The sequence below is a fragment of the Sutcliffiella halmapala genome (genome assembly GCF_002019665.1).
Classification (GTDB): Bacteria; Bacillota; Bacilli; order Bacillales; family Bacillaceae_I; genus Sutcliffiella_A; species Sutcliffiella_A halmapala.
The window spans coordinates 662361-689044 of sequence record NZ_KV917375.1 but is presented as its reverse complement, the minus strand read 5'-3'; the positions used below and the strand labels follow the sequence as shown (position 1 = coordinate 689044).

The window sequence follows — 26684 nt, the reverse complement described above, 5'->3', positions numbered from 1 at the left end:
AGCTCCTCCTCATCCATCTACCCTATACCGAACGAATAATATATGACGCAATTGTATCACAGCCATGCATGGTTGGAAATAAAAACACTTATGTAAGTCGACTGTTATGAAGTAGTCATTCGCCTATAAGGTAAGCTACGTTGCAGTAAAAGGCATTACACTTTGAAAGTGTAATGCCTTTTGTTTAGTTACAGTATATGTGATGCTTGTACTTTTTATGTGCATTTTTTATCAAAGAATATACATAAATACTTTAGTCCATCCAAGCTACTTTAAAAATGATGGTTCAATTCTTAGTGAACGATGTATTTCGTGCTCTATATGAATTTCTTTTGGTAACTCCGATGGGGCATTAGGAACTACCTTTGGCTCATAATTGATGACATCAGAGGAATAAAGTTTCACTACCATCATGCCACCATATCGTTTGGCACGAATCAAAATCGGTTGATTGTATTGGTTTTGAAAACGAAAGTCAGGTCCATACCAGCTTACCGTAGCATCCCGTCTTGGTGGTACATATGGAACCTTCCTACTATGGGAGTAGCGCTCAACAATTTTCAGCCCTGCACGATCCACAGCATTAAACAATGTGGATGACACCTGACAAATCCCTCCGCCGACACCTTCCGCTAATTCCCCACTTACAATAATTGGAGCCCGCAGATAACCCCTTTCTGTCGTCCTTTTGCCAACAACTTTGTTGAACGAAAATGTCTCATTTGGGAAAACAACATGATTATCTACTGCTTGAGCAGCAAGAAAAATATTATGAGAACGACTTTTATTATAAGAATTAAAATAAGTGGCATATTGCCCGATTTGTTGTACGCGAATTTGAGAAAGCAGCTCACTATCAACCTTTGGATATATTTCCATCAGTGGTGCTTCCACCTCTGAAGGTCCATTACTAAAAAAATACTTATAAAAATATTCCCTAAACAACTGTCTATCTAATCTGTAACCTACTTGTTCTTTAGCGATTCCTCCTAAATCATTTATCATCGCATTTTGAGGTTCCTGGTACACTTTTGTATCTATTGTTTCAATAAATTGCTCATATTTTTCCTCATTAATCAACGGTGTCCCTGGAAGTGGCATCATGAAATCCTCACGGTTCATCGTGATAATCTTCTGCCCATGTTGAGTTATCGTTAAGTAATTGTCAGGCGACTCGACAGATTGAGGAGCCAATAATAATAGACTAGCTAACAAAATTTTTATCATATGTCACTCTTCCTCCCATCGTTAGTATGAGCAGGAGTTTGTTATTTGATGTAATTGTTCTTTTCTGGGGGAGAGTGGGTGTTTGATGGGATGGGGTTTATATTGTTGTGGATTTGGGAGGGGCGGAAATCGAGGGCTCCTTTCGTTCCCTAGTTTTTCGATTCAATAAAATTGGGCACTAGGAAAAACAAAACCTCCCCTAAATAGCACCATATCGTATAAAACCAAAAAGCAAAAAAACACAACCCCCTCACATATCTCGGAAAAGGTTGTGTATTAATATCCCATCATTATTATTTTAGAAATTAATATAAGAAGCTGGATTCACAGCGTTTGATTTAGAACCGTTCCAAGAACCTCTGTGTAGTTCAAAGTGTAAATGTGGTCCAGTAGAAAACCCAGTGTTACCCATGATTCCAATTTGTTGCCCTTTCGATACTGAAGTACCAGCTGGAACTCCAGCTCTCTCTAAATGAGCATAAACAGTAGTCCATGTTTGTCCATCCATATAGTGAGTGATAAACACTACGTTTCCATAAGAGCTAGAATAGAAAGATTGAAACACCGTTCCACTAGCAGCGGCTACAACAGGAACATCTCCTGTTCTGCCATTTTTACCAATATCAATACCAAAGTGGTTAGAACCCCAACGAGTTCCGAATCCAGATGTTACACTTCCAGTAGCTGGGCGTGTCCAGTTACCAGATGAAACTGGTGGTGGAGGTGAAGTTACATGAGTTGGCGGGGCAGGCTTTCCTGCGGCTTTTGCAGCCTCTGCTGCAGCTTTAGCTTCTGCTGCTCTACGACGCTCGTCTTCCTCACGTTGACGACGTTCCTCTTCTTCACGTTTCTTTCGTTCTTCTGCGGCCTTAATCTCCGCTTTTATTGCTTGTTCTTGAGCTGCTAATACTGTAGCTTCATTCTCAAGCTCATGAATTTCATGCATTGTTTCAGACTCTTTTTTCTTTAATTCTGCCATTAGTTTATCTTTTTCAGCAATTTGTTGCTTTAATTTGACTTCCATTCCTTCTAAATCTGTAAGCTGTTGCTCAAGAGAAGCTAGTTTTTCACGTAGCTCTAATTCTTTTTCTTCTAACAGCTGTAAGTCATCTTGATGAGCTTGTAAAATATCACGGTCTGCTTGTACAATCGTAGCAACCGCACCAACACGGTCTATGAAATCTCCAAAGCTTTGTGCTCCTAGCAATACATCTAGGTAGTTAACAGCTCCTCCACCTTGTTGGAAAGAGCGAGCGCGATCTTTTAGAAGCTCATTTCTTTTTTCAATACGTTCTTTTAATACCACTATTTCTTCTTGTAGCTTAGTGATATCTTGTCTTGTTCCATCAATTTCTTCTTTTTTAGCGCTGATTTTCGCTTTCGTTTCTGCTACTGCTAAGTCTAATTGCTTTACTTCTGCAGCTAATCTATTTTGTTCAGCTTGCAGATTATTCACTTCATTTTTTTTCTCATTTCTTGTTGATTCATTTGAAGATTTTTCATTTTGAACCTCATTTAGTTTTTCCTGCAAATTTGCGGAAGCTGTGTCTGAAAAACTAGTAGAGAAAAATCCTGAAAATCCTATAACCGCAGCAATAGCAACTGTACCAATCTTTCTTCTCATTCCCTGTTTCCCCCTAAATTCTTATGTACAGATAGGGACTTTTCTGTTTATCCCTATCATATTTTTCATTTTTTTGGGTAGATATTATATATATCGTACTCTATTAAACTCGTAAGAACTTACGAACAGACATCATGCTTCCCCACATTCCAATGAAAGCACCAATTGATATCAATATTCCAATAACCTGGAAAGCAAATGGATAGAAAGGAAGTAATTCATAAAAAGTTCCTTGAATCCTCGGTTGTACTAAATCTATTAGATAATAGTAGGACGTTAGAATTATTCCGATAGGCACGAGTGAACCTAACACGCCTAACCAAAGTCCTTCTAAGAAAAATGGCCAACGGACAAATCCGTTTGTTGCCCCAACTAACTTCATAATTTCAATTTCTTTTCTTCTGGCAAAAATAGTGATTTTAATGGTATTTGAAATAAGGAACATTGCTGTGAAGACTAAACCAAGTATTAAAGCAAGTCCGACGTTTCTAGCAATCTCAAACACTTTAAATAATCTCTCTACTAATTCTGCACCATAAATTACCTTATGTGCATTCCCTAGCTCTTCTATTGCTTTAGCCGTTTTAATCGTGTCAGTTGGATTCGCTGTTTTTACAATAAACACATCATAAAGTGGATTGTTTTGTTCAAACAGCTCAAATGCACCGCCATCCTCACCAAAGCTATCTACTAAACCTTTTAATTCTGCGTCTTTAGAGGAGAAGTCAATCGTTTGCACTTCTGGAATGCCTTCAATCTCTTTTCTAAGAACAGCTTGATCTTCTTCTGTCGCTGTCAAATCTATATGAACACGTATTTCGACATCATTTTCAATTTCTGATGCCACGTTGTTGAGGTTCATCATCAGGACAAGGAATACACCAACTAACAATAATGTTACGGTAACTGCACTAACAGATGCAAAGGTCATCCAACCGTTTCGTGCTAAGCTTTTAAAACTTTCTCTAAAATGGCGCAAAAGAGTTCTAGGCTTCATATCCATAATCCCCCTCTGCTTGGTCTCGCACAATCTTTCCATGCTCAATTGCAATTACTCTCTTTTTAATCGTATTTACAATTTCACGGTTATGCGTCGCCATCAAGATAGTTGTACCTTTTTCATTAATCGCTTCGAAAATACTCATAATCTCCCAAGATGTATCTGGGTCGAGATTCCCTGTTGGCTCATCAGCGATCATTACTTTCGGGTTGTTAACAATGGAACGTGCGATCGAGATTCGCTGTTGCTCTCCCCCAGAAAGTTCATTAGGAAGATGTCTTGCTTTATGTTTAAGTTTTACTAAATCTAAAACTTCCATGACTCTCTTTTTGATATTTTTAGGATTTTCTTCAATTACTTCTAAGGCAAATGCTACATTCTCATACACCGTTAGTTGCGGGAGAAGCTTAAAGTCTTGGAAAACGACTCCGATGTTTCTTCTTAAAATTGGAACCTTGCTTTCTTTTAACTTCGATAAATTTATACCATCTATAATAATCGAACCGCTTGTTGGTTTTTCTTCACGGTACATCATTTTAATAAACGTTGATTTACCAGCACCACTAGGTCCTACTACATATACGAATTCACCTGTTTTAATATTTATATTTATTCCATCAACGGCTTGAACACCGTTAGGATATTTTTTATAGACGTCTTGCATTTCTATCATTTAATCACCTGCGGGTTAGAATATTTGAATAAAGTGCCTTCCCATTATTCGAATATTGGCAAGGAAGAAATTTAAATAAATATAACTCCAATACGAGGGGAAACTTACTTCCACCATTAAATATGTATATTTATCATAAATTTCCGCATAAATTCACTTTTTCATTATACCATCTATTTCGACAAAATTAGAGTTTTAATTATTACAGTTTCTTTTCAATTGGAAGATACAGTTGGTAATGTAGTAATTTATTACCTTTTAATAGATTCCTTTCCTACGTTTGTCGAAAAAAATAAGTTCGATAAAGGAATTAAGGCTAGATGAAAAGAGAGACTTTTAAAAGCTTTTATACAAATTAACTTTTTAAAAAGTTATTGTGAAATGAGGAGATTTCGCTTAGGAGTTTTGACACTGAATTTGGAGTTGATAATTATTCGTTTTAGGAAGAAAAATAAAAGAACTCCCACATTTCCGCAGGAGCTCTCGTTTATTATTTATGTTCAGCCAACCAAGAAGCAACAGTTGATGCTTCTTCACCTTTTAATAGTCCGCCCTGCATCTTTCCTTGACCGTTCAAAATAATATCCTCAATTTCAGCTGCTGAGTATTTATTTCCGACTTGTTCAAGTTTCGGACCAAATCCGCCTTCTAGATTACCGCCATGACAGCTTGCACAGCTTTGTTTAAAAAGCTTTTCCGCTTCTGCTGTTGCACCTTGCTCGATTGGTGCATCCGTAGCTGTATTATTTTCTTCTCCACCACCACATGCAGCTAACATTAGTAGTGATAGTCCAAATAGACATGCAACTAAATACTTTTTCATTTTAAAGTCCCCCTAAAATAGAAGTAAAATATACCAACTTCCACCTTATTATAACCATTCTATTCTCTTTTAAAACCCTCACCGAGAACCTCTGATGCGTTCATTACAACCACAAATGCAGAGGCATCAATGCTTCGAACCACTTGTTTCAATTTTGTGAATTCAGTCTGATCGACCACACACATCAGGACCGGTCGTTCATCCTCCGTGTAACCACCTGTTGCGGAAAGCTTCGTTACGCCACGATCAATTTTTGTAAGAATTGCTTGCCTTACTTCTTCTTCTTTCTGGGTTATGACAATCGCCATTTTGGAATATCCAAGACCTACTTGCACATAATCAATCGTTTTGCTAGTTACAAATAAACCAATTAATGCATACATTCCAAGTTCAAAATCAAAAACGATTGCGGCTGCTAGCACGATTAATCCATCAATAAGTGCTACACATGTTCCTAATGAAAGACCGGTATATTTATGAATAATTTGCGCTGCTAAATCGGTTCCTCCGGTAGATGCTCGTCCACGGAACACTAATCCCAAACCTAATCCTACCCCGATTCCACCGAAGATACTTCCTAACATCGGATTAACAGTTGCCGGAGCAAAATCTCTTGTCCACAAAACAATTAACGGTAGCGTAATCGTCCCCACCAATGTTTTGAGCCCGAACTGTTTCCCCAAAAGAAATACTCCTAGAAAGAATAAGGGAATATTAAAGCATAGTTGCACAATTCCCGGTTCCCAACCAAGAACAGAGTCCAATATGGTACTGATTCCACTAACTCCACCTGACGCAACTCGGTTTGGTAGTAAAAATAGATTAAAAGCTAAGGCAACAATCGTTGACCCTAACACGACATATGTATATTCTTTTACTCGCTGATACACTGGATTTACTTGATAGCCATTCCTATGTTTATGTTTCAATGCTTGTCCCTCCAAGAATTTACCTATATAAAAATTTTACACAACGAGCAAGAGTATAGCATGTGCAAGTACCGGTGTAAATGGCGTTGGTATAACGTGGTAAAGCATTAAATAGATGGTTTTATATTGGTAGTGTTTGTAATTGGAGGGGATTCTATGAGGGGGTGTGATTTTGGACAATAGACACTATTTCTTTTTAGGGTGAAGTTAGAATCGAGGGGGCGTAGCGTTTGATTGACTGACGCATTCGCTAAGATGCGTCAGTCAATCAAACTTGGGAAATAAGAGGGGAAATCAAAAATTTCAGAAGGTTTGTGAAAAATGTCAGAAGCTCTCGGAAAAAAAACAGAAGGTTCTCGAAAAATGTCAGAAGCTCTCGAAAGTAACTCAAAAGGTCTGCCAAAAATTTCAGAAGTTCAAAATCCAAGAACAAGAGAGTGCCTACTTTCCCTGCAAAATCCGCCCTAGGAATAAAAATCAACCCTATTATGCTATGCAGCGATTCCCACCTAAGACTTCACAATTTAATAAAAAAGAGCAAACTTTTAAGACAATAAACACCGAAGGCCAGGCACCAATTGGACGAATTCTCCAATTGGTGCCTGGCCCCCTCTTCAACCAGTTCTTATAATCGTGATCGCAAATATGCATCAATGAATGGGTCTAGGTCGCCATCCATTACGGCTTGGGTGTTACCAACTTCTGTGTTGGTACGGTGATCTTTCACCATGGAGTATGGGTGGAATACGTAGGAACGTATTTGGCTTCCCCAACCGATTTCTTTTTGCTCGCCACGGATTTCGTCTAGTTCTGCTTGCTGCTCATCAAGTCTTCTTTGATAAAGCTTTGCTTGTAACATTTTCATGGCACGGTCACGGTTCTTGATTTGCGAACGTTCCGTTTGACATGTAACGACGACATTGGTTGGTAAATGTGTAATACGTACAGCGGAATCAGTCGTGTTAATATGCTGACCACCCGCTCCACTTGCACGGTACGTATCGACTTTCAAATCCTCTGTTCGAATGTCAATTTCAATCTCATCATCAAATTCTGGCATTATCTCACATGATACGAAAGACGTATGACGACGGCCGGATGAGTCGAATGGGGAAATACGAACAAGACGGTGCACGCCCTTTTCCGCTTTTAAGTACCCATAAGCATTGTGGCCTTTAATGAGCAAGGTAACACTTTTAATCCCAGCTTCATCTCCAGGTAAATAATCGAGCGTTTCTACTTTAAAGCCTTTTCGCTCAGCCCAGCGCGTGTACATTCTTAATAGCAAGGAACCCCAGTCCTGTGATTCCGTACCACCTGCACCTGGATGAAGCTCAAGGATCGCATTATTTTTATCGTGTTCACCACTAAGTAGTAGTTGAAGTTCAAAATTATTGAAATCATTTGTGACGCTTTTCACTTCACCAGCCAGCTCGGCTTGTAATTCAGCATCCGCTTCTTCTTTTAACAAATCGTATGTCAATTGTAGGTTTTCATAGTTCTCACTTAGTTCATGAAATTGACCTACAGGATCTTTCAGTGTATTCGCCTCATTGATAACAACTTGTGCCGCATTTTGGTCATTCCAAAATTCCGGGTTGGCCATTTCGTTATCTAATTCAGCAATACGTCTTTCTTTGGCCTCTAAGTCAAAGAGACCCCCTAAACTCAACTAATCGCTTAGCCATTTTTTCTAACTCGTGACGAATTTCTACTAATTCCATCTAGTTCACCTCATAATTTTTTCGCAACTAATAGTCTATTCTAGCTTATTTTATGAAAATAAAAAAGCAGGTGCAACCAGGATAACCCTAATCGCACAAAAAGTGGAGCCGAAATTCAGCTCCACCATTAACAAAATCGTACAGAAATTATTTTCCGCAGCAATTTTTATATTTTTTTCCACTACCGCAAATGCATGCATCATTACGGCCAACTTCCATTACTTTTTTGACTGGCTTTTTCTTTGGTGGCTCGCCGCCGCTTTCTTTTGGTACCACAGCTTGGCCTTTTGCTACCTCTTCACGTTGTAAGTTGTTGCGAATTTGCGCCTTCATCACGTATTTCGCTACATCATCCTCAATCGCAGCGATCATCGTTTCAAACATTGCAAATCCTTCAAATTGATACTCACGAAGCGGATCAATTTGACCATACGCGCGTAAATGGATTCCTTGACGCAATTGATCCATTGCATCGATATGATCCATCCACTTACTATCCACCGCACGTAGCACGACAACTTTCTCGAACTCACGCATTTGTTCAGGAGATAGCTCTTGCTCTTTCTCATCATAACGGACCTTCGCTTTTCCGATGATTAACTCGGCCATTTCCTCTGGTTCTTTCCCACGGAAGTCATTAACCGTTACAACGCCCTCATCAAGAAGATTCGCTTCGACATAGTCGACGATTCCTTGAAGATTCCATTCTTCTGGAAGGTCCTCTTTCGGTGTATATAACCCAACTTGACGATGAATAGCAGAAGTTAACATTCTCTCTACTACTTCACGTAGGTTCTCAGAATCCAATACTTCGAAACGTTGCGTGTAAATCACTTCACGCTGTTGACGAAGCACATCATCATACTGTAAGAGCTGTTTACGCGCATCAAAGTTATTACCCTCAACACGTTTTTGAGCAGATTCAACCGCACGAGATACCATTTTACTTTGGATCGGCTGGGTATCATCCATCCCAAGGCGCTCCATCATATTTTTCATATTATCAGAGCCGAAGCGACGCATTAATTCATCTTCCATGGATAGATAGAATTGCGTTACCCCTGGGTCTCCTTGACGACCAGAACGTCCACGAAGCTGATTATCAATACGACGAGATTCATGACGCTCCGTACCGATTACCGCAAGACCGCCGACCTCTTTAACGCCTTCGCCAAGTTTGATATCTGTACCACGACCAGCCATGTTTGTCGCAATCGTAACAGCACCTTTTTGACCAGCGTCTAAAATAATATCTGCTTCACGAGCATGGTTTTTCGCATTCAAGACATTATGCTTAATTCCACGCTTTGTTAAAAGACGGGAAATCACTTCAGAAGTTTCAATTGCAACCGTACCGACAAGCACAGGTTGGCCAATCTTATGGCGCTCTGTGATATCATCTGCAACGGCATTGAATTTACCTTCAATACTTTTATAAATAAGATCTGCACGGTCATCACGAACGATATCTTGGTTAGTTGGAATTGCAACAACACTCATATTATAGATGTTACGGAATTCCTCTTCCTCCGTTTTCGCCGTACCAGTCATCCCCGCAAGCTTTTCATACATCCGGAAATAGTTCTGGAACGTAATCGTCGCAAGGGTCATGCTTTCATTCTGAATATCAAGGCCTTCTTTTGCTTCAATAGCTTGGTGAAGTCCATCAGAGTAACGACGTCCTTTCATTAGACGACCGGTAAATTGGTCAACAATGACAACTTCGCCTTCTTCCACTACATAATCCACATCATTGTGCATCGTAACATGTGCTTTTAATGCCTGATTAATATGATGGTTTAATGAAACATGCGTAATATCAAAAAGGTTCTCAATCCCAAAAGCCTTCTCTGCTCTTGTAATCCCATCTTCCGTTAATTGAACACCCTTCGTTTTCACATCATAGGTATAATCGGTATCGAGCACAAGCGTGCGAGCAAAGGCATTTGCTTGAATATATAATGAAGCAGATTTCTGCGCACTTCCAGAAATAATAAGTGGTGTACGCGCCTCATCGATTAAAATGGAATCAACTTCATCGATTACCGCATAGTGAAGTGGACGTTGTGTCATTTGTTCTTTGTATAACACCATGTTGTCTCGTAGGTAGTCAAAACCAAATTCATTATTCGTTCCATATGTAATATCTGCTTTATACGCTTCTATTTTTTCTTCACGAGAAAGCCCATTTAAGTTAAGCCCCACCGTTAAACCAAGGAACTCATAAAGTTGTCCCATTTCGGTTGCATCACGAGTTACTAAGTATTCATTCACGGTTACAACGTGAACACCCTTACCAGTAATCGCATTTAAATAAACTGGAAGTGTGGAAGTTAATGTTTTACCTTCCCCAGTTTTCATCTCAGAAATATTCCCCTCATGTAAGGAAATACCACCCATTAATTGAACTTTATAAGGATAAAGACCTAACACGCGTTTCGCTGCTTCACGAACAACAGCAAAAGCTTCTGTCAGCATGCTATCAACACTTTCACCCTTTTGATAGCGAGCTTTGAATTCTTCCGTTTTCTCGCGTAGTTGCTCATCAGAAAGCTTTGCCATATCCGCGCTAAGGGAATCTATTTGATCCGCCATTTTGTCTAGACGTTTCAATTGACGCTTATTCATATCAAACACTTTATTTAGTAAACCAAGCATAAGAACGCTCCTCTGTACCTATAGTCTAATAGCACATAATAATAATTTAAATTTTAACACTTATTGGGTTGCGGTACAACTTATTACGGTATAAGTGAAGGGCGACTTTATCCCTACTATTATGATTGTCAATCCTTCACATTTTAAAAGGGACCCCATCATAGGGTCCCTTCAGTTCAATAAGATTCAATCAATCCATATTTTCCATCGTTACGCTTATACACGACATTTGTCTCGTTTGTCGCTGCGTTTAGGAATACGAAGAAGTTATGCCCTAATAGATTCATTTGAAGAATCGCTTCTTCACTGTCCATCGGCTTTAGATTATAGCGCTTTGTTCTGACTAAATCTTCTTCATCCTCTTCGTCCTCCACAGCTACATGGGAAGTGGCGACATTATCGATTACTTCATTAAATAAGTATTTTGGAGAGCCAGTATCACGTAATTTGCGGTTTACTTTTGTTTTATGTTTTCGAATTTGTCGCTCTAATTTATCTAAGACAAGGTCTATCGCTGCATATAGGTCATCATGACTTTCCTCTGCACGTAGGACTAGGCCTGTCATGGGAATGGTGACTTCAATTTTTTGTTGGTTGTTGTAGACTTTTAAATTCACTTTGCATTCTGCATTTTCTGTTGAGTCAAAATAGCGCTCAATCTTTCCGAGTTTATTTTCAACATAATCTCGAATTGCTGGAGTTACCTCAATGTTTTCACCGCGAACGTTGTACTTCATAAACGAACTCCTCCTTTTGTTACTGTTTGGATTACTAGCTTCCAAACAATGGTCTACAATCCCTTTCTATATTTTAGAAAGGTTAAGCTTATTTAAAAGCTATGTAAACATATTTCTACAATACCCAACACAATTCCTGCTTAAACGTAAAAGAAATGTTAAGAATTTGTGAACTACTTAAAACAGGCGTCGCAGTGGGGGTGAAACAAGTATATGCATGTCTTTGGTAAAACTTTCTTCCAATTAAAAAAACTCTCCGAAATTCCCAGAGAGTTAATGTGCCAGAAAAGGCATGAGCTGTTTTTGCATATTTATTTTCCATTCTTCAAATACTGGTAAGACATAAGTAGAGAATGTAACCTGTTCTGGTATATGACTCTTATCAAAATGACCCAGTACCTCTAATTCATCGATAATCCGTTCAAACTCTGCGATGATCTGTAGCGCTTCTTCCTTATCATGAAACCAATCAGCCAGCTTCACATGCGTTTCCACGAGCCTTGCAATCGCTAAATAACTGTCCTGCTTCACCTGTTGGCTTGTATCGATATGTACATCCGCCTTCTTACACAAGTAAGTGAAGGCTTCTTCTAACGTCTCTAACAAATCATTATATTGCTGTAACACCATAAACTCTTCTTCTTTTAAACGCAAGATACGAAACACCTAATTCCTTTTGTCATAATACATCCCATCAATCGAAACACCAGCATAAGCCTTTTCGTAGGCCTTCGCTGTCTTTTTCGAATGTTGCATATGACTCCATTCTTGTTTTAATTGCTTTTGAAATGCTTCAAGCTTCACTGGAATCAGTTGGCTTGCCTGCGCTACCTTTTTACCAAGCTCTATCTCCGCTTCCGTAAAAGGAGGAGCAAGCCTTTGCAGCAACGATTCGCGAATTTGCAGAAGCTTCTCGACTTCTTCAATAAAGGGATCGCGCTTGTCCTCAGCAGGAAACTCTTCCTCTAGCATAGTAAGTAGATGGGTCGTTACCCGATGCAAATCCTCAACAACTGCCATTACGCTTGACCACCTTGCGAAAATGTTTTCTGTCTATTCGTTTGGATAACCTGCTTCCATGTGTCGCGGAATTCTGTCATGTGGACTTCCACTTCTTCAATGATTGAGACATCGTTTTTTATATTCGCATCAATCAAACGACGGTTCATGTAGTCGTACATCGCTAACATTGACTTCGAAACGGCAAGATTCGTGTTTAACGTTACCATTAGCTCTTGAATGATCTTTTGTGCTTTAAGAAGATTTGTATTTTTCACTTCCACATTTTTCTCTTCGATTCCCTTTTTAGCAAGCCTCATAAACTTTAAGCATCCATTATAAAGCATTAATGTCAGCTCACCAGGAGAAGCGGTTGCAACCGAATTTTGCTGATAGGCTTGATAGGGGTTATAGATTGCCATGATGGGACACTCCTTTTATTGATAAACGTTAGTTATTATAAAATTGACTCATTATAGACACTGACTGTTGATTAGCGATGTTGATTGCCTTCTCCATTGCAGTAAATTGACGCCAGTAGCGCGCCTCTTTTTGCTGCAGACGCACCTCAAAGGTAGAGATTCGCTTATCCATATTCAGTAGCTCGCGACCTAAAGTAAATTGCTGATTCGTTCTTGTACTATTCCCTGCGCGTGCTTCTATTTGTTGAATCGTCGTCCCTATAGATTCACGTAATCTTCTTGCCAATCCTTGCGAAGATTTATCGTCACCATTAGCTGTAAATAAATTCATCACCGATGTAGGATCCTTTTCAATCGCATCTCTTAGTTTGTCCTCATCAATAATGAGCTTTCCTTTATCGAGATAGTTGGCTCCTGTCGAAATACCAATCTTGGCTAACTGATTAAACGCCCCACCACCGGATACAGGCTCATAAAAGTTCATCCGCATTTGACTTAATCCTGAGGAAAGGATGGAATCATTTCGAAGCAGCCCGCTTCTTGCCTTCTCTTCCCACTGCTCAATTTGCTTTTCTGAAAGGGATTCACGTTCTTCAACAGATAATGGTTTAAAGTCGCGATAAACCGGTTGAGCCGTTTTTTCATTAATTCGAGTAATGAGCTCGTTATATTTTTCTACATAATTTTTTATTGCGTCAAAAGTACTGTTCGTGTCGGCTCCAATGGATACTACTGCTGTTTGCCCTTCCATGTCACCGTTTAATGTGAAGTTTACACCGTTGACAGAGAAGCTATTTGTTGGACGCGTCGTTGTTACACCGTTGATCGTGAGCTCTGCTTGGGAACCACCTACTTCTTTCCCTTTGTCCAACTCCAGCACATCTGTTAAAAAAGGTCCTGTAAATTTAATTATAGCTCCGTCTTCACCTACTAATGATCCTGCTTCTTTTCTAGTAAGCATTAATTCGCCAGTGGTTTCATCATAAAACGCCGTGACACCTATATTCGACGAACTAATCTTCGACATTAGATCATTCATCGTTGTACTTGCATTAAGAGTAAACGTATCTTCGATTGGCTGACCACTTGCATTATAAGTTGTTATCGTAAATGTAGAATCCTCTGGTGTAGTACCCCATTTTTCAAAAAGGTCTTTTTGTTCCCATATACTTTTTGAAGGATCCAGTAAACTCTTCGGAGGATCTTGTTCGTCCGTTTTTGAAAATCCAATTGAAGATATAGAGTAAGCAGTAGCAACCTTCACATCTGAAATCGTATATGTGGCATTTGCCGCTGTAGAAGAGGCAGTCGCCGATACCATTGGATTAGTGGAACTAACCTTCTTCTGAGAGTATGTTCTCTGCAGAGTCATATCAAAAGAAAGATTTCGAAAATCAGTTAACAACCTATTTAAATCTCGATAATCATCGCGTTTCCACTCGAGCAATTGCTTCTGTTGCGTTAATTTATTCATCGGCATCCGTTCTGCCTTCATCAATTCCTTCACCATATTGTCTATATCCATACCACTTGCAAAACCACTTATCCGCAATTGATTCACCACCTAAATCTTTTTATCAACAAATAATCCCATATACTCTGTCATTGCTGCATACATATCTAAAAACTTTTTGGGAGGAACTTCGCGGATGACCTCGTCTGTTAAAGCGTCCACAACTTTGACGAAATACTCATTTAATTCCTCATGAAATTCAAATCTTACAGAGACATTGAGGGGAGTAATCAATTCATTCATCCCTTCTACAATACGTATAATGCTCTCTTTACTCTTAACAGGAGATAACTGCTTTGCTTCTTCAATAGAGTAATCAACTTTATTTGTTTCAGTGCTTTTCACTTTAATTCTAGCTGAATTGTCTATGTTGGTACCAACCTGGGAAATGTTCATGGGGTTCCCCTCCGACAAATGTATATTCTAGTATTATTATCGGAGGAAAAAAGGGAAAGTGAAGGAAAATTTGAGAAGTTTGTTCTAACTTAGAATAGTTGATAGTTTATGTAACTAAAAATAGTAAATGTCTCTACACTCTCTGATTGGCTCCGTTCCAGGCTATCAGTTCCGCGGTAGTCGCAACACCTTACACTCCAATCAACAGGGGGCCACCCTCAAACAAAGCTTTTAACGAAAAAAGTAGCCTCTACTTGGCTACTTCAGAATGTTTAACCTATAATTTAAAATCAACGCTCCCAATGAGGCTGCGCGCCGTACTGGATGGCTGATACATTCGTGGAAGCTAGTAGTTTATAAAGTGTTCCCCCTTTTTATTCCACATCCTCCCATATCTTACTTAGCGTTTAAAATGGAAGCTTGTTGCTTCAGTTGTCCTTGACTTAAGCTCATAGACAATAGTCACATTTGAATTGATTAAAGACTAGCACCTTAATAAATCAAAAATCCAAAGGAATTCTCATCAAAACGATTAATAAAACTAAATTAAATCCAGTGTCATTGGTGTTCCTGCACTTACTTTCACCTTCACCTTTTTACCAAGCAACTCTTCATAGTATTTAGGCTTCATACCGTATCCAGGTCGAATAACTCGCATGTTTTCTTCTGTCAACTCTTCCCCAGCTCTTAGATTCTTGGTTATATAGATTGATCTTCTAAACTTTATAGAAGCTTTCTCATTTTCAGTTGGTCCATACGTTATCCTGCCTATTGCTTGCCAAGCGCGCTCTGTCTCAATTACAAGAGAGCGCATTTCGTCTGGTTCCATCGAAAAGGAAGAATCTACACCACCATCTTCACGTGAAAGAGTGAAGTGTTTTTCAATTACTGTTGCTCCTAAGGCCACACTTGCTACAGCAACTCCAGTCCCCATTGTATGATCCGAAAGACCTACTTGTACATCAAAAAGCTCTCTCATATTTGGAATAGTTGAGATATTAGTATTTTCAGGATTAGCCGGATAAGTACTCGTACATTTTAATAGAATTAGATCATCACATCCTGCTTCTCTAGCAGTACGAACAAGTTCATCTAGTTCAGCAACTGTTGCCATCCCTGTAGAAATAATCATCGGTTTTCCAGTCGCAGCTACTTTCTTAATTAACGGAATATCAGTATTTTCAAATGAAGCAATTTTATAAAGAGGTACATCTAGCTCTTCTAAAAAATCCACAGCAGTTTCATCAAACGGTGTACTAAATGGAATCATACCAAGCTCTCGTGTTCTATCAAAAATTGGTTTATGCCATTCCCATGGAGTATATGCTTGTTGGTATAATTGGTATAGGTTTCTTCCATTCCATAAACTACTCCCGTCATTAATTTTAAAATCAGGGTTTTCAATATTTAGAGTCATTGTATCAGCAGTGTAGGTTTGAATTTTCAGTGCACTTGCACCTGTTTTAGCGACTGCTTCAACTATTTCTAATGCTCGAGTTAAAGATTGATTATGATTACCTGACATTTCAGCAATAATAAATGGTTTATTATACTGGCCAATTTTAACTCCTCCGATGTCAATTGTTTTCATATATACCTTCCTTCAATCCTCTTTTTAATTTTCTCCGAGTGTTCCTTCCATTCTTCTTCAAGCAAACCATATAATAAAACATCTATATATTCACCGTCTTTTATGATATTCTTACGAAGCTTTCCTTCTCGAACGAATCCTAACTTTTGGTGAAAGATAGCACTTTTTTTATTTATACTTAAAACTTCAGCTGACAATTTTCTAATTGATAATTCATTAAAAATATAATTTAAAGATACAAAACCCAAAATAGTACCCATCCCCTTTAAGGCATTATTCGGTCCAATATAAAAACCCCATTTACATTTATTGTTAATGTAATCAATTTCAATAATATTTAGAATACCACATGGGACTTGGTTATAATAAAAGATTTTAGATTGTGCAATTTTGCTATTTTTTATCTTTAAAAACCATTGTGTATGCTCGTCCATTGAAATGATATTACTATTATACATAAATTTTCTAATAGATTTCTGATTACGCCATTGTAATATTTTTTCTAAATCATTTTCTCTAATATCTCTTAACTCTGCCCGTTTAAAAACATTCATTTGAGTAACTCCATAATAGTCTTTACTACCATTCCTCTTTTTACTTCTTTTGGTCTAACTATATCCAAACAACTTCGGATCATTTTGTTAACATTTTTAGGGTTATCATATAAATCTTTAATCGCTTTATTAATTCTCTTAACTGTCACTTCCTCACTGGTACCTAAGTTAATCGCTGCACCTTTTGCTTCAATGGCATTTGTTACTTCTTTTTGATTAGGAGCTACACATATTATGATAGTTGGCAAGCCAAGGTAGCACCGTTCCCATGATGCTGTTCCTCCTGCTCCAATTGCAAGATCTGCTTTCACCATCAAATCGGCCATATTATTTACTTGGCAGTAAAAAAATGTATTTGGGATTTTTTTGCACATCTCCTGAATAAGCTCTTTATTGGGATTTGCTGATCCCACTACTATATTAAACTCTATATCAACAAGACCCAGTTCTTTAATGGACTGAATCGTTTTAATTGTTTCCCCCGTTGGATCCGTTCCACCGAAAAAAACCAGTATGGTAGATATGCTACCATCACGTTGAATCTTTCGTACATCAATGGTTAAAAATTCATCTCTCAAGAGGACATAGTTGAGTCCCAACAATTGAATGCAAGAATTTGGCACCAATAAGTTATAACGATCCTGTTTATTACTATTTTGATCGAGTATTAAATCACATTCATGAATACGGTCTGCTAGATCATCGATTACCATAATATTATCAACAAATGACCTTAACCGACTCTCCCACCTTACATCAATTCCGTAATGATCGACAATAAGTAAGTCAATTTTTTTATTTATTTTATTTAATAGCATTTCGGTTTCTTCGGCATCTTGATCCCAATTATCCTTTATCCATTGCAATTGATTTTGATTATCATGTGAAACTAGAGTATGGACATTAAAACCTTCGCTCTCAATAAATGCATGACTACTTCCTGGAAAATCCCTACATATAAACGTGATATCCGCATTTTCTCTTTTAAGTTGTTTTGCCAAAGTTATACAACGCATTACATGACCAGTTCCGATTTCAAGGGAAGAATCTGTCCTAATAATGATATTCATTTTGAACTCACACCTTACTGCTTCTTTTGTTCAATATGGGCATTAATTTTACTCCACTCTGGATGGTCGCTTAATATATCCACTATATCCTTTAATAAAAAATGCTTTTTTATATTATAAAGTTCACATAGAATGTTTCGAATCAATTGAAAATCTTCTTCCGTATCAACTGTCCATCGATAGCTTTGGTAGTCTTGATCGCTCTTGATCCCTCGAAGAATAAAAAAATTTGGGTTGTTGTAAAAGTAAGCTGTTACATGTTCCTTTTCCCAAGGGAGAATAGCTTCATTATAGGCTTTTTTTAAGGCTTTAAAAGAAAATACTTCTGTATCCATACCTCGCGGATATGTTCTTTCTAAAGTATTTGAAACGTAGTCAACCTCTTTTCGGTTGTCTATATAATAATTTACTACTTTATCAATTACTTCCGGATCTATGATCGGGCAATCCGAAGTTAATCTTACGATTACATCTACTCCAAATTTTTGTGCTGTTTCATAATAACGCGATAAGACATCCTCCTCTGAACCGCGATAGTATTCGATTTTCATTTCTTTACACAATTTAAGTATTGGTTCTTCGCTTTCTTTTACAGTCGTTGCAATAATAATTTGATTAATCGCTTTTGCCTGTCTTACCCTCTCTATCTGGTATTCAAGCAATGTTTTACCATTAATGGTTTTTAAAATTTTCCCCGGTAACCGTGAAGATCCCATACGCGCCTGAATAATAGCTGCTACTTTCAACGAATCACCTTCTTTTATTTTGCATATTTTTCTATAGTTCTTTTAACTATCGTTATGACATCCTTAACATCCTGCTCTGTCATCGCTGGAAATAATGGTAATGAAATAATCTCTTCGTAAAGTTGTTCTGCATTTGGCATTGAGCCTTTTTCATATCCGAGCTGTTGGTAATATGGCAACAAGTGAATTGGAATATAATGAACATTCACTCCAATATTTTGTTTCTGTAGAGATTCAAAAATCTCCTTTCTTCCAACATTTATTTCATCTAAGTGTAGTCGAATAATATATAAATGCCAACTTGATTGAACCTCTGGACTTTGAAAAGGAATTGTAATTTGATGTACACTCTTAAATGCTTCGTTGTATTTTGATACAATTTCATTACGTTTACCAACAAACATATCCAGCTTGTTCATTTGACTGCATCCAAGCGCTGCCTGAATATCTGTCAACCGATAATTATAACCAAGAAATTGCATTTCGTAATACCATGGACCATGATTTTCGTTTAGCTTACTAGGTTCACGTGTAATACCATGTGAACGGAATTGAATGAGTTTATCATAATATTCTTTATTATTAGTAGTAATTACCCCTCCCTCACCTGAAGTTATGTGCTTAACTGGATGGAAACTGAACATTGTCATATCACTTAATGAACCAATTTTCTTACCTTTATATTCTGCACCAATCGCATGAGCTGCATCTTCAATTACTATAAGGTTATATTTTTCAGCCACCTTAAAAATTCTATCTAAATCAACTGGCTGTCCTGTAAAATTCACTGGAATAATTGCTTTTGTTTTATTTGTTATCTTTTTTTCTATTTCTACTGGATCAATATTATATGTTTGGTAATCAATATCTGCAAATACAACTTTCCCTCCTTGATATAAAACACAATTGGCGCTCGCTGCAAATGTCATTGGTGTGGTAATAACCTCATCACCTTTTCCAATCCCTGCTGCAAAGCACGCCCCATGAAGAGCTGCCGTTCCATTTGAAAACGATACAGCATATTGTGCACCAACATAGTCTGCAATTTTTTGCTCAAAAAGTTGAATATAAGGACCAGTTGTTAAATAATCCCCTTTTAAAGCTTTTATAACAGCTGCAATATCTTCTTCATCAATCCATTGTCTGCCATATGGTAAATAAGAACTTCTTATTTGTTCTATTGAATCTTCTTTCTTCATTTTGTCCTCCTAAAAAAAGAAATGCAATCAATGACTACATTTCTCCTGCTAATAAGCGCAATTCCTCGACTGTTAGCCACTCTTTATTCAAATCACTCGTATACTTAAATCCCTCTTCTAATTCTTTTCCTTCATGTTTAAGTTCATCCGACCACCATTGGAATTCTGGTTGGATTACATAATAAGAATCAAACTCCAATGTACGTCTAGCGTCATCTTCCGTAATCATCGCTTCATGCAGTTTTTCTCCCGGACGAATACCTACGTTTTCCATTTCACATTCTGGAGCAATAGCTACTGCTAAGTCTATAACTCTCATACTTGGAATTTTTGGTACAAAAATTTCTCCACCTTGCATTCTCTCTAAACTATCGAGTACAAACTTCACTCCTTGATCTAAAGTAATCCAAAATCTTGTCATTCTTTCATCTGTTATCGGTAATTTTCCGGTTGCACTCATCTTTTTAAAGAATGGTACTACACTTCCTCGGCTCCCAACAACGTTACCGTATCTTACGACTGAAAATCTTGTTTCTTTATCTCCTGCATACGAGTTAGCAGCAACAAAAAGCTTGTCAGAAGCAAGTTTTGTTGCACCATAAAGGTTGATTGGGCTTGCTGCTTTATCTGTGCTAAGAGCAATTACTCTTTTAACGTTACGATCAATTGCCGCTTCGATAATATTTTGCGCCCCATTAATATTTGTTTTAACTGCTTCAAACGGATTATATTCACATGCACCAACATGCTTCATAGCTGCAGCGTGAATGACTATATCTACACCATCAAACGCTCGATAAAGCCGATCTTTATCTCTGACATCTCCGATAAAAAATCTTACCCTTTTGTCAGTGTATTCTTGTGCCATTTCATATTGCTTAAGCTCATCACGGCTGAAAATGATAATTTTCTTTACTCCGTTTTCTAGAGCTCTTAATACGAATTTTTTCCCGAACGAACCTGTACCACCTGTAACTAATACTACTTTGCCTTGTAAATTCACTACATACCATCCCTATTATATAAGATTTTCCAAACGAATAATTTCATTTCTAAAATTCATTAAAAGGACGATGATTCCAGCCCTCTATATACGCCCCACCTTCAGTGCAATTCCAAAATTCAATACTATTCTTTCCAGCAACATATTTTTCAAACCAAGCTAAATAAACTGATAAATTCCTTGAGGTATAAACAGAGCCATTTTGATAATAATTTGGTATTTCCCTTAGAAACGCGGGTTGTGTAATATCTCTTAACGCATGAGTATGTTCTGCATGACTTTTTCCATCTGTAAAAGCTAAATCTTGACCAACTAACGCAATTTTGTTAGCTCCAAACACAATCATTAAGTCTAATAAACACGTTGCAACAGATCCGCCTGTTTTTACTAATGGCTCTCCTCTTTTAGCAGCCTCTTCTTCAGAAAGTTGAAACCCTTCTTGCCATACAATATAACGTGACCCTTTGAAACTTGAAACAGCATGTCGATTAGCTGTACTTAAATAAAATAAACTTGTAGACTCAGTCTCATACCCTTGGAATTGTTCAACTATTTCATCTTTAGGGTCGGAAATCATTACAAAATTGGGAACTATACCATAATTCATTAAAGGTTTAAATGCTGTACCAACTACACCAATTACATACCGTTTGCTTAAATATGCTTTCTTCAATGTTGGTAATTGCTTCGTTAAAGAAGGTCCGGCTGACACTAAAATCATTGAAGTTTTATTTATTCCTCTATATTTTGTTATACCTGGATCTTTTATCTTTAGATTTGAAACAAAGTTTTGAAAAAATTGATCTTTTTGATCTATAATAGTTCGTTCTTGAATAATATAATTCTCGATTTTATTTTTTATTACTTCAAACTCCACAGAAAATATTTTTAAAGCTGGCTCATAAACAATCATATTTTCATTTAAAGATAATGCAAATTCCCCCAAATCTTTAGGAGTTTTAATCGAATGATACTCAACCTTTTCACTTAAAATTAAATCATCTATAAGTCCAGATTTCTTTATCCAACTTGAAAAAACATCATTAAAATCATAAATATTAATTTTTTGCACCTGGACTTCATTTAATAAGGCCCTTATATGATGACCAGCTCCCATACCAATTATCATTAATTCAGCCTGTTTTTTTTTCTTATCTATTCCACTAGCCCATCTTTCTGCTTCAACTAACGGATTATATTTACTGTGTAAATAAAAAATTTCATTCCCTATCCTACCTTTAATAGTGGGTTTCGTTCGAGTGTTTACTAACTCAAAATTCAAATCAGATCACCATCGATACTTTCTATTTTCTTTAGCCAATTATCCAAAATTCTTGCAATTTCATATTGCAACAAATCTCCTAATAAAACATAGTCCTTTCTTCTAAAAGCTTGTTCCGTTTCAATAAGGAATTGATTCATTTCATCTATGTTCAAATTCTCAACATAACCAAGCTCCCTTAAACTACTGATAGATCTAATTGTCCAATCCAATCCTTCCATTAAACTTTGAAGTATTTTCAAAGACTGTGTCTCATTATTTGTTATCAGGTAACCAACTACCTCATCAATAGCATTCATTAGTTTCGGAATATAATTATTTAGAAATTCCACATTATCTATTATTAACTCTTTATTCATTTAATTCACCCTTTTGTTTTTCACTACTTATCTTTTCTAATAATTTTTCAAACCAAGCAATCGACTCATTGGAGACAAAATGAATCCCTTCATATAATGCACAAGATTTTAAATAGATTCTCTTTTGTAATTCCTCTTCTGTTTCATTCTCTTGCTCAAGATAATAATTATTTATATTAAAAGAAACTTCTCCGAATAAATAAAATAAGAATTCGTTTTTAAGAAGTACTTTAAGTTTTCTATCAAATTTATCTAGTTGTTTAATTATTTTAAAGTTAAAACTCGGTGTTTCTTTGTCTATTTTAGATAATACCTCCAATGATTCCTTACAAAGTATCATTACCTTTTTACTCTTTCTCTTTTCATCTGATATCACATTAAAAAGATTATCCCATTGTTCTTTTGTCTTTTCTATTCTAGTTTCATTCAATACCTTACCAACTTCTTTTGATAAATCTTTGTTACAATAATTATTCACAAAGTTTGAAAATAAGATATTTTCGATTCCTTCAATTTTCGCACCACCTTCGGTGCAATTAAAAATCTGATTGCTATCTTTTAAGGCATGCTTACAGTACTCCTCAAAAGCCTTCTTCATAGAAAATAAAGGATAATCAGTTAGTACATCTCCACCATCATAACCAGCTACTTTAAATAGCATTCGCTCTTCAATTGAATGTTCATTAATAACAGAATAGTTCTTGTTTCCTTCTGCATGTGTCGTATTATTTGTATAAGCTAAGTCCTGCCCAATCATACAAATAGGACCAGTCGTTAATTGAACAGCTATATCTAAACAATAATTAGCAACGGAAGGTCCTCCATAGACTTCGCCGATTTGATAATCAACAATTTCATCTATCAGTTTGTTATTGCGTGATTCTGCTTTATCAGTAAAAAGTATTTTCTTGCCTTTATATATCTTTAAGATATCTTTGTGTAATTTAGGGGAGAATAGTAGAGGAACCTCCAAGTAACTTAAGTTCTCAAAGTGTTTGTAATTTTCATACCCACCATCTATAGATACAATGGCATCTGGGATAATATTATTTGCTAGCAATGAATTAATTGTTGATCCTGCACAAAGTAAAAACATCTGGTTTCTACGTTCCTTAATTAATTGCATATGCTTAATCAAGGAAGGTCCCCCAGCAGTAATAACAACTGGACAATTCAACCTTTTCCTAAGATGTGAAAAAGGGTTAGCGGTAAAAACATGATAAAGATTTTCTATAAAATTTTCTTGCCAACTCCCAAAAAATCTTTTCATAGTATTCTTATTTACAACTTGTAATAGTAGTATATCTTTAGTTGTCATCAAAACTTGTTTAGAATAGGATGGATATATTTTTTCGTAATTAGGGGATACAATTAGTTGTAATCTATTATTGAATTTGACTACATTTACACTCAAATATTCTTCAAAATACTCAAAATTCAATCCTGTGATCACGGTTACCTTTTTATCATCGATTAAATATTGTAAATCTTGAACTTTAATCAACTTTTTAAATAGTTCGACATTAGGTTCAATAATTAACAAAACTTCATTTTCACTTAATTTCAAAAACAACTCTTTAGCTATATAACCAGCACCTATGCCTAATAAAACATGAATATGATTTTTTTTGAAATTTAATTGCGCTAGTTTTATCGCCTCATTAATAGGGTTATACTTACTATTAGTAATATATCCATCTATCTCGAATATTGGAAGATTATCTTTTGAAGATAGTATCTCAATCTTAGATACTATCTCTTGTTGTAATATATCTCGTGGTAAATTCACAATATCATCCCTTTATATAAAAAGAAGACAACTTAAAAGTTGCCTCTTTTTCTTTATTAAATTAACGAAGAAGTTGAAGAACTCCTTGAGGCTGTTGATTAGCTTGCGCGAGCATAGCTTGAGCAGCTTGAGATAGAATAGAATTTTTAGTTTGAGTCATCATCTCTTTTGCCATATCAACATCTCTTACACGAGATTCAGCAGCTGTTAAATTCTCTGATCCAGTGTTCAAGTTATTTATTGTATGTTCTAAACGATTTTGGTGCGCACCTAATTTAGAGCGTTCTGTCGAAACAGTTTCAATAGCATCATTGATTTTAGTAATAGCATTATTTGCTTCTGTAGTAGTACCTACTGCAAGATTTGTAGTTGTCAAACCTAAAGCAGTGGAAGTCATGGTTTTAATTTCCAAAGAAATTGTTTGACCTGAATTTGCACCTACTTGAAAATTGTAAGAAGCAGTCGCTTGAAGTAACTTCTGTGTATTGAATTCTGTTTCATCGGCAATCCGAGTAATTTCCGTTTGCAACTGTGTTAATTCAGCTGCAATTGCATCACGGTCTTTAGTAACATTAGTATCGTTTGATCCTTGTACTGCCAATTCACGCATACGTTGTAATATATCATGTGTTTCATTTAATGCGCCTTCAGCTGTTTGGATTAAAGAAATACCATCTTGAGCATTTCTAGAAGCTTGCTCTAAACCTCGAATTTGCCCACGCATTTTTTCAGAAATTGCTAATCCAGCAGCGTCATCTCCTGCTTTATTAATACGCATTCCTGAAGCCAATTTCTCCATAGATTTTGCTTGCCCAGTAGTAGCAGAATTTAATTGTCTGTGCGTGTTTAAAGCAGCAATATTGTGATTAATTCTCATTTTAATTTTCCTCCTTGAATTGTCACCGACTCCCACGTCCTTGTGTGGTCGGAATTAGATTTTACAAACAGGTCAAAAGTCGGCCGCCTTTTGTTTCTATTTGCTTACATTTTTTATATCGACCAGTCTCGACAAACGTTTAATAGGGGAAGGAGGAAATTTTATATTTTTTTTATTTTTTTAGTTGATTCGATAGTGCTTGAAGCAAATCGAACGAGGAGTGAGACGCTGCGTTGTTTTCTTCTTGGATGGAAAGATAGATTTCTTTGCGGTGGATTTCCACATGCTTTGGTGCTTCGATGCCTAGCTTAACTTGATCGCCACTGACTGCGATTACTTTAATTTCGATGTCGTCGCCAATTTTTATTGCTTCCTCTGTTTTACGCGTTAATACTAACATTCCGTCTCCTCCTTTCTATTTTGCTTCCACTTTATCGAATAGCTGATGCTTTGTTAAATAGCTTGTACCCGTTAAAATCAGTTGTTTCCCAAGTTTACTTGCTTTATTAATCACTATAGGGGCTTGGAGGTTTGCCGTTGTTTTGTTAAAGGGATCTTGAACCGTTAAGATTGAATACACTTCGACATCCTCTGGAGTATTTACTTTTAATACTTCGATAGCCTGATACTCCAATTCAAAATCATAATCTGGAAAAAAGGCGAATGGATTTGTCATGACAAATCCTAGCTGCGGAGTGTTGATGCTTTGCAATATTTGAAACATGCCTTCCTCTGAAAAGGGAATCACCACAAAATGTTTTTCCTCTTGAAATCCTGGCAAGCCATTTGGAAAGGAAATTACATCTTGGTCTGTTATCACTAGTGCTCCATGATATTTCGTTTCAATTTTCATCGTTTCACACCCTTATATTTTTTGTTCATATCCAACTCCGACATAACGGAGGTTTTCAAAGTCAATTTGTAGCGATTGATATTTTGCAAGCTGGACTTTTGCTGATCCAGGGGTATAGTCAAGAATAGGTTTATTTTGCTGAACGTGAATGACAGGCATATTTTCTTTCACATTAATATCGACTCTACCTGGTTCATAATCAATTTTCACACTAAAATGCGACGGAATCCATCCAATATTAAAGCTATCAGGTGGACCTTCACTATTGCGCTTTGCCTGTCTCGTAATTGCTCCGCCACCGTTTTCAATCCGCATCAGTTCGTTACCATCTTGCGCAACTCGAGCTAACCCTTCCAGCCAGTCTTGGTATCCACGCTGAGCTGCTTCCTCTATCCTACGAGAGATATGCTTTAAATCCATGTCCGCTCGAGCTTGCGTTTGATCGATTGTGAGACGTGCGGGAGTGCGTTGCATCGCCAGTTCTGCCTTTGGCTGCTGAATGTCTAAATCCGCTTTCGGTTGTTTAATTTCCTGTTTTGGTTTATTTATCGTTAATTCCGTCTGCGCAAAGGATGACTCCAATCTAATTTGAGGAAAAAGCATTGTTAAATCCTCTCCTTTTTCAGAAAAAAACTG

At 37.0% G+C, this 26684-nt stretch carries 27 protein-coding genes; all 27 read right to left on the bottom strand.

What is annotated here, in order from left to right; all coding sequences use genetic code 11:
* Positions 1-267: 267 nt before the first annotated feature.
* The 27 genes from BK580_RS03090 to BK580_RS02955 all read right to left on the bottom strand — a co-directional run bounded on the left by BK580_RS03090 (position 268) and on the right by BK580_RS02955 (position 26651).
* A complete protein-coding gene (locus BK580_RS03090) occupies positions 268-1227 on the bottom strand; it encodes a VanW family protein (RefSeq protein ID WP_078378918.1) in 960 nt (319 codons plus the stop codon).
* A gap of 298 nt (positions 1228-1525) precedes the next feature.
* Positions 1526-2851 carry a murein hydrolase activator EnvC family protein gene (locus BK580_RS03085; RefSeq protein WP_078378917.1) on the bottom strand — a complete coding sequence of 442 codons (1326 nt, stop codon included), beginning with the start codon at positions 2849-2851 and terminating at the stop codon, positions 1526-1528.
* Positions 2852-2954: 103 nt separating this feature from the next.
* The gene (gene ftsX, locus BK580_RS03080; RefSeq protein WP_078378916.1) at positions 2955-3848 is read right to left on the bottom strand and encodes a permease-like cell division protein FtsX; all 894 of its coding nucleotides are present in this window, start codon (positions 3846-3848) and stop codon (positions 2955-2957) included.
* Positions 3838-4524: a cell division ATP-binding protein FtsE gene (gene ftsE / locus BK580_RS03075; protein WP_078378915.1), complete on the bottom strand. Its 687-nt coding sequence runs from the start codon at positions 4522-4524 to the stop codon at positions 3838-3840. Before ftsE ends, ftsX begins: the two co-directional genes overlap by 11 nt.
* A 490-nt stretch (positions 4525-5014) precedes the next feature.
* On the bottom strand, positions 5015-5347 hold the full coding sequence (cccB, locus tag BK580_RS03070; protein WP_078378914.1) for a cytochrome c551: 333 nt from the start codon (positions 5345-5347) through the stop codon (positions 5015-5017).
* Positions 5348-5406: 59 nt separating this feature from the next.
* Positions 5407-6237 (bottom strand): YitT family protein, encoded by an 831-nt coding sequence (locus tag BK580_RS03065; RefSeq protein ID WP_408055253.1) that lies wholly within the window; start codon positions 6235-6237, stop codon positions 5407-5409.
* Positions 6238-6901: 664 nt separating this feature from the next.
* Positions 6902-8000 (bottom strand): peptide chain release factor 2 gene (gene prfB / locus BK580_RS03055; RefSeq protein ID WP_235863985.1). Its coding sequence is split into 2 segments (ribosomal slippage): positions 6902-7936 and positions 7938-8000, totalling 1098 coding nucleotides; the frame shifts between segments, so codons are not numbered across the junction.
* 147 nt (positions 8001-8147) lie between these two features.
* Complete coding sequence (secA, locus tag BK580_RS03050) at positions 8148-10658, bottom strand: preprotein translocase subunit SecA (protein WP_078378911.1); 2511 nt, start codon at positions 10656-10658, stop codon at positions 8148-8150.
* Positions 10659-10834: 176 nt separating this feature from the next.
* Positions 10835-11395 carry a ribosome hibernation-promoting factor, HPF/YfiA family gene (gene hpf / locus BK580_RS03045; RefSeq protein ID WP_078378910.1) on the bottom strand — a complete coding sequence of 187 codons (561 nt, stop codon included), beginning with the start codon at positions 11393-11395 and terminating at the stop codon, positions 10835-10837.
* Between the two features lie 273 nt (positions 11396-11668).
* Complete coding sequence (locus tag BK580_RS03040) at positions 11669-12049, bottom strand: DUF8042 domain-containing protein (RefSeq protein WP_078378909.1); 381 nt, start codon at positions 12047-12049, stop codon at positions 11669-11671.
* Positions 12050-12061: 12 nt separating this feature from the next.
* Positions 12062-12415, bottom strand: coding sequence for a flagellar protein FliT (locus tag BK580_RS03035; RefSeq protein WP_078378908.1), 354 nt, complete (start codon positions 12413-12415; stop codon positions 12062-12064).
* Positions 12415-12816, bottom strand: coding sequence for a flagellar export chaperone FliS (gene fliS / locus BK580_RS03030; RefSeq protein WP_078378907.1), 402 nt, complete (start codon positions 12814-12816; stop codon positions 12415-12417). The genes BK580_RS03035 and fliS overlap by 1 nt, the downstream gene beginning before the upstream one ends.
* A 28-nt stretch (positions 12817-12844) precedes the next feature.
* Positions 12845-14368, bottom strand: a complete 1524-nt coding sequence (locus tag BK580_RS03025; RefSeq protein ID WP_078378906.1) for a flagellar hook-associated protein 2 — start codon at positions 14366-14368, stop codon at positions 12845-12847.
* Between the two features lie 12 nt (positions 14369-14380).
* The gene (gene flaG / locus BK580_RS03020) at positions 14381-14725 is read right to left on the bottom strand and encodes a flagellar protein FlaG (protein ID WP_078378905.1); all 345 of its coding nucleotides are present in this window, start codon (positions 14723-14725) and stop codon (positions 14381-14383) included.
* 541 nt (positions 14726-15266) lie between these two features.
* Entirely contained in the window at positions 15267-16316 is a 1050-nt protein-coding gene (gene pseI, locus BK580_RS03015) for a pseudaminic acid synthase (RefSeq protein WP_078378904.1), read from the bottom strand.
* A complete protein-coding gene (gene pseH, locus BK580_RS03010) occupies positions 16313-16870 on the bottom strand; it encodes a UDP-4-amino-4,6-dideoxy-N-acetyl-beta-L-altrosamine N-acetyltransferase (protein ID WP_078378903.1) in 558 nt (185 codons plus the stop codon). The genes pseI and pseH overlap by 4 nt, the downstream gene beginning before the upstream one ends.
* Positions 16867-17940 carry a UDP-2,4-diacetamido-2,4,6-trideoxy-beta-L-altropyranose hydrolase gene (gene pseG, locus BK580_RS03005; protein WP_078378902.1) on the bottom strand — a complete coding sequence of 358 codons (1074 nt, stop codon included), beginning with the start codon at positions 17938-17940 and terminating at the stop codon, positions 16867-16869. The genes pseH and pseG overlap by 4 nt, the downstream gene beginning before the upstream one ends.
* A 14-nt stretch (positions 17941-17954) precedes the next feature.
* Positions 17955-18686 carry a cytidylyltransferase domain-containing protein gene (locus tag BK580_RS03000; protein ID WP_078378901.1) on the bottom strand — a complete coding sequence of 244 codons (732 nt, stop codon included), beginning with the start codon at positions 18684-18686 and terminating at the stop codon, positions 17955-17957.
* Positions 18687-18700: 14 nt separating this feature from the next.
* Positions 18701-19885 (bottom strand): UDP-4-amino-4,6-dideoxy-N-acetyl-beta-L-altrosamine transaminase, encoded by a 1185-nt coding sequence (gene pseC / locus BK580_RS02995; RefSeq protein ID WP_078378900.1) that lies wholly within the window; start codon positions 19883-19885, stop codon positions 18701-18703.
* Between the two features lie 34 nt (positions 19886-19919).
* Entirely contained in the window at positions 19920-20888 is a 969-nt protein-coding gene (pseB, locus tag BK580_RS02990) for a UDP-N-acetylglucosamine 4,6-dehydratase (inverting) (protein WP_078378899.1), read from the bottom strand.
* Positions 20889-20937: 49 nt separating this feature from the next.
* Positions 20938-22170 carry a motility associated factor glycosyltransferase family protein gene (locus tag BK580_RS02985; RefSeq protein WP_078378898.1) on the bottom strand — a complete coding sequence of 411 codons (1233 nt, stop codon included), beginning with the start codon at positions 22168-22170 and terminating at the stop codon, positions 20938-20940.
* Positions 22167-22529: a DUF8042 domain-containing protein gene (locus BK580_RS02980; RefSeq protein ID WP_078378897.1), complete on the bottom strand. Its 363-nt coding sequence runs from the start codon at positions 22527-22529 to the stop codon at positions 22167-22169. Before BK580_RS02980 ends, BK580_RS02985 begins: the two co-directional genes overlap by 4 nt.
* A complete protein-coding gene (locus tag BK580_RS02975) occupies positions 22522-24318 on the bottom strand; it encodes a motility associated factor glycosyltransferase family protein (protein ID WP_078378896.1) in 1797 nt (598 codons plus the stop codon). Before BK580_RS02975 ends, BK580_RS02980 begins: the two co-directional genes overlap by 8 nt.
* A gap of 61 nt (positions 24319-24379) precedes the next feature.
* Positions 24380-25195, bottom strand: coding sequence for a flagellin N-terminal helical domain-containing protein (locus BK580_RS02970; protein ID WP_078378895.1), 816 nt, complete (start codon positions 25193-25195; stop codon positions 24380-24382).
* 172 nt (positions 25196-25367) lie between these two features.
* Positions 25368-25595, bottom strand: a complete 228-nt coding sequence (csrA, locus tag BK580_RS02965) for a carbon storage regulator CsrA (protein ID WP_078378894.1) — start codon at positions 25593-25595, stop codon at positions 25368-25370.
* 15 nt (positions 25596-25610) lie between these two features.
* Positions 25611-26048: a flagellar assembly protein FliW gene (fliW, locus tag BK580_RS02960; protein ID WP_078378893.1), complete on the bottom strand. Its 438-nt coding sequence runs from the start codon at positions 26046-26048 to the stop codon at positions 25611-25613.
* A 12-nt stretch (positions 26049-26060) separates the two neighbouring features.
* Positions 26061-26651, bottom strand: coding sequence for a DUF6470 family protein (locus BK580_RS02955; RefSeq protein ID WP_078378892.1), 591 nt, complete (start codon positions 26649-26651; stop codon positions 26061-26063).
* Positions 26652-26684 lie beyond the last annotated feature (33 nt).

Coding starts and splice junctions, on each gene's coding strand:
- BK580_RS03090 (WP_078378918.1), bottom strand. CDS start 1,227: ATGATAAAAATTTTGTTAGCTAGTCTATTATTATTGGCTCCTCAATCT.
- BK580_RS03085 (WP_078378917.1), bottom strand. CDS start 2,851: ATGAGAAGAAAGATTGGTACAGTTGCTATTGCTGCGGTTATAGGATTT.
- ftsX (WP_078378916.1), bottom strand. CDS start 3,848: ATGAAGCCTAGAACTCTTTTGCGCCATTTTAGAGAAAGTTTTAAAAGC.
- ftsE (WP_078378915.1), bottom strand. CDS start 4,524: ATGATAGAAATGCAAGACGTCTATAAAAAATATCCTAACGGTGTTCAA.
- cccB (WP_078378914.1), bottom strand. CDS start 5,347: ATGAAAAAGTATTTAGTTGCATGTCTATTTGGACTATCACTACTAATG.
- secA (WP_078378911.1), bottom strand. CDS start 10,658: ATGCTTGGTTTACTAAATAAAGTGTTTGATATGAATAAGCGTCAATTG.
- hpf (WP_078378910.1), bottom strand. CDS start 11,395: ATGAAGTACAACGTTCGCGGTGAAAACATTGAGGTAACTCCAGCAATT.
- BK580_RS03035 (WP_078378908.1), bottom strand. CDS start 12,415: ATGGCAGTTGTTGAGGATTTGCATCGGGTAACGACCCATCTACTTACT.
- fliS (WP_078378907.1), bottom strand. CDS start 12,816: ATGGCAATCTATAACCCCTATCAAGCCTATCAGCAAAATTCGGTTGCA.
- flaG (WP_078378905.1), bottom strand. CDS start 14,725: ATGAACATTTCCCAGGTTGGTACCAACATAGACAATTCAGCTAGAATT.
- pseI (WP_078378904.1), bottom strand. CDS start 16,316: ATGAAAACAATTGACATCGGAGGAGTTAAAATTGGCCAGTATAATAAA.
- pseH (WP_078378903.1), bottom strand. CDS start 16,870: ATGAATGTTTTTAAACGGGCAGAGTTAAGAGATATTAGAGAAAATGAT.
- pseG (WP_078378902.1), bottom strand. CDS start 17,940: ATGAATATCATTATTAGGACAGATTCTTCCCTTGAAATCGGAACTGGT.
- pseC (WP_078378900.1), bottom strand. CDS start 19,885: ATGAAGAAAGAAGATTCAATAGAACAAATAAGAAGTTCTTATTTACCA.
- BK580_RS02980 (WP_078378897.1), bottom strand. CDS start 22,529: ATGAATAAAGAGTTAATAATAGATAATGTGGAATTTCTAAATAATTAT.
- BK580_RS02970 (WP_078378895.1), bottom strand. CDS start 25,195: ATGAGAATTAATCACAATATTGCTGCTTTAAACACGCACAGACAATTA.
- csrA (WP_078378894.1), bottom strand. CDS start 25,595: ATGTTAGTATTAACGCGTAAAACAGAGGAAGCAATAAAAATTGGCGAC.
- fliW (WP_078378893.1), bottom strand. CDS start 26,048: ATGAAAATTGAAACGAAATATCATGGAGCACTAGTGATAACAGACCAA.
- BK580_RS02955 (WP_078378892.1), bottom strand. CDS start 26,651: ATGCTTTTTCCTCAAATTAGATTGGAGTCATCCTTTGCGCAGACGGAA.